At 68.5% G+C, this 3,485-nt stretch carries 1 protein-coding gene; it reads right to left on the reverse strand.

Going from position 1 to position 3,485, the window contains the following annotated elements:
- The coding region (locus tag AN218_RS00075) for a type I polyketide synthase (protein WP_079131667.1) at positions 1-3,485 on the reverse strand (3,485 nt) is incomplete at both ends.

Consider the following 3,485-nt stretch of genomic DNA (forward strand, 5'->3'; position numbering starts at 1 on the left):
TCGTGAAGAAAGCCGCCACTACGGGTGTAGGAAGTGCCAGGGTGGTCCGGGTCCGGATGGAACAGCGAGTCCAGGTCCCACCCACGATCGGTCGGGAAATCGGAGATCGCATCCGTCCCCTCCGCCACCAGCCGCCACAGATCCTCCGGCGAGGAGACCCCGCCCGGATACCGGCACGACATCCCCACGATCACCACCGGATCGTCCGCCACCGGCGGCAGCACCTGTGACGGCACCAACGCACCCTGCACGCCGGCACCGAACAGTTCCTCCCGCAAATGCGTGGCGAGGGCAGAAGCGGTGGGGTAGTCGAACACGAGCGTCGCGGGCAGCCGCAGACCGGTCGTGGCGGTCAGCCGGTTACGCAACTCGACCGCCGTCAACGAGTCGAAACCCAACTCCTGGAACGCCCGCGAGGCATCGACCTCCGCACCACTGCCGAAGCCCAGCACCCCCGCGACCTCACCACGCACCATTCCCAGCAGGGCCTCATGCTGCTCGTCCACGTCCAAGCCACTCAACCGCCGCACCAGCGTGACGGCGGCCTCGGAGGTGTCGGCGGTGCGACGTGTGCGGGTGCGGACGAGTCCGCGCAGCAGCGGCGGGACTTCGCCGCCAGCACGCAGTACGGGCAGGTCGAGCCTCACGGGCACGAGCAGCGGTTCATCGCTCGCAAGCGCCGCATCGAACAGCTCCAGACCCTCATCGGAACCCAGAGGGGGCATACCCGACCGCGCCAGACGTTCGGCGTCGGCCTCGTCAAGCATGCCCTCCTGCGCCCAGGCGCCCCACGCCAACGAGGCGGCAGGGAGGCCCAGTTCGCGGCGGTGCAGCGCCAAAGCGTCCAGGAACGCGTTCGCCGCCGCGTAATTGCCCTGACCCGCATTACCGAACACACCCGCCGCCGACGAGAACACCACAAACGCCGACAGATCCCGGTCCCGGGTCAACTCATGCAGATTCCACGCCGCATCCACCTTCGGACGGAACACCGTCGCCACACGTTCGGGATCCAGCGACTCCACAACACCGTCATCCAGAACACCCGCCGCGTGCACCACAGCACCCACCTGATGCCCGGCAAGCAGAGAAGCCAGCGCCTCCCGGTCCGCCACGTCACACGCCGCGACCTCGGCCTGTGCCCCCAACTCGGTGAGTTCGGCTACCAGGTCATCCGCACCCTCAGCCTCACGGCCACGACGGGATACGAGCAACAGATCCCGCACACCATGCTCCGAGACCAGATGCCGCGCCACCAGCGCACCCAGACCACCCGTACCACCAGTGACCAACACGGAGCCCGCAGAGCTCCACTCCACGCCGCCACCGGAGGGGGGAGCGACTCGGGCAAGGCGCGCTGCGTGCAACTGCCCGTCGACAAGCCTCAGTTGCGGCTCGTCGGCCTCCAACGCGGATGCCACCGCCGCAAGCGACGCTTCCGCATCATCGACATCCAGCAGACCGAAGCGGCCCGGGTGCTCCGCTTGCGCCGAACGCACCAGACCCCACACCGCAGCAGCCGCCGGGTCCTCACCCGTCATGGCACCACGCGTCACAAACACCAGACGACTGTCCATGAACCGCGGATCGATCAGCCACTCCTGGATGAGTTCCAGCGCGTAACCCACGGTCGTGTGTACGGTCTCGGCGCTCCCGGCGCCAGAACCGGTGACGGGAGCCACCACCAGGTCCGGCACCAGTCCGACGATGACCGTCAGGTCCTGCTGAGAGGTGACGGTGACGCGCGCTCCTTCAAGCGCTTCGTGCAGCCCGAAGACGTCGGAGCCGACCAACGGGACTTCTCCCACGGGCGTTTCTCCACCCGGTACGGCGGCCCATTCGACGCTGAACAGCGTCTCGGACGGCCTGCCGAGGTCCGCGAACTGCTCCGGCGAGATCTCGCGCAGGGAAAGTGAATCGACGGTCGCCACGAGCGCACCCGCACGGTCCGCCAGAGCTATTGCCATAGACCGCTCGGAGCCGCGCGTCAGACGCACACGGGCTGCCGAAGCTCCGGCCGCATGCAGTGTGACGCCCTCCCAGGAGAACGGCAGTCCCGGCGCCTGGCTCCGGCTTTCGTCCCGGTCGGCGAGCAAGGAGGCATGCAGCGCGGCGTCGAGCAGCGCCGGGTGCAGGCCGAAACCTGCGGTGGAAGCGCTCTGGGGCAGTTCCACCTCGGCGAAGAGCGCACCGTCGTTGCCGCGCCAGGCCGCCGTCAGCCCCTGGAAGACCGGCCCGTAGTCAAAGCCGGCGTCGGCGAACTGCTCATAGCAGTCCTCGATTTCGACCGGTTCTGCGTCGGCGGGAGGCCACACGTGGGCGTCGGGCCAGGAGGCTGCCTCTCCGGAGGCGCCGGTGACGAGCGTGCCCACGGCGTGTTGCGTCCACGGCATGTCGACCGCGTCCTCTGTCCGCGAGTACACGGCAACCGACCGGCGTTCATGTCCGTCGGGGGCTCCCACGGAAACCTGGATCTGCACGCCGCTCTCCTCGGGGAGGACGAGGGGTGCGGCCATGGTCAGGTCCTCGACGCGGTCGCAGCCGACCTCGTCACCGGCCCGCACCGCCAGTTCGACCAGTGCCGCGCCGGGCACCAGGATCTGCCCCATGACGACGTGGTCGGCAAGCCACGGATGCGTGGAGAGCGACAGACGACTGGTGAACAACACCCCGTTGCCCTCGGCCAGTTCGAGGGCGGCACCGAGCAGCGGGTGCTCCACCGAACCGAGACCGGCGGCGCGTACGTCCCCGGGACGTGTGGTGGCGGTCGGCCAGAAGCGCTGGTGCTGGAACGCGTAGGTGGGCAGATCGATCCGCCGGGCACCCGTACCGTCGAAGAGTCGCTGCCAGTCCACCTCATGACCGGCGACATGCAGTTGGGCCGCCGCGGTCAACGCCGCGGCTTCTTCACCACGGTCCTTGCGCAGGAAGGGAACCGTGGTGGTGTCGGGGGTGATCGCGGCTGTCATGGCCGAGAGCACGCCGTCCGGACCCAACTCCACGTACGCCGACACGTCTTGCTGAGCGAGCCATTCGACGCTGTCGCCGAAACGCACCGTCTCCCGGACGTGCTCCACCCAATACTCGGGCGTCGACACATCACCCCACGCCGCTACCGGAATACCGGGCGCCTCAAAAGTCAGGTTCTGGATCGCCGTGCGGAAGTCCTCCAGCATCGGCTCCATCAACGGCGAATGGAACGCATGCGAAACCCGCAGCCTCCGCGTGCGATGACCTTCCGCCTCGAAATGCGCCGCGATTTCGGCGACTTCGGCCTCGACGCCCGCCACCACCACCGCCGACGGTCCGTTGACCGCCGCCAGGGAGACACCCTCCGTCAGCAACGGAACAACCTCGGCCTCGGCCGCCTCCACCGCGACCATCGCCCCACCCTCCGGCAGGGCCTCCATCAACTCCGCCCGCGCCGACACCAGTCGACAGGCATCCTCAAGGGAGAAGACTCCGGCCACGTGTGCGGCCGCGAT

The organism is Streptomyces nanshensis (assembly GCF_001751255.1).
Lineage (GTDB): Bacteria > Actinomycetota > Actinomycetes > Streptomycetales > Streptomycetaceae > Streptomyces > Streptomyces nanshensis_A.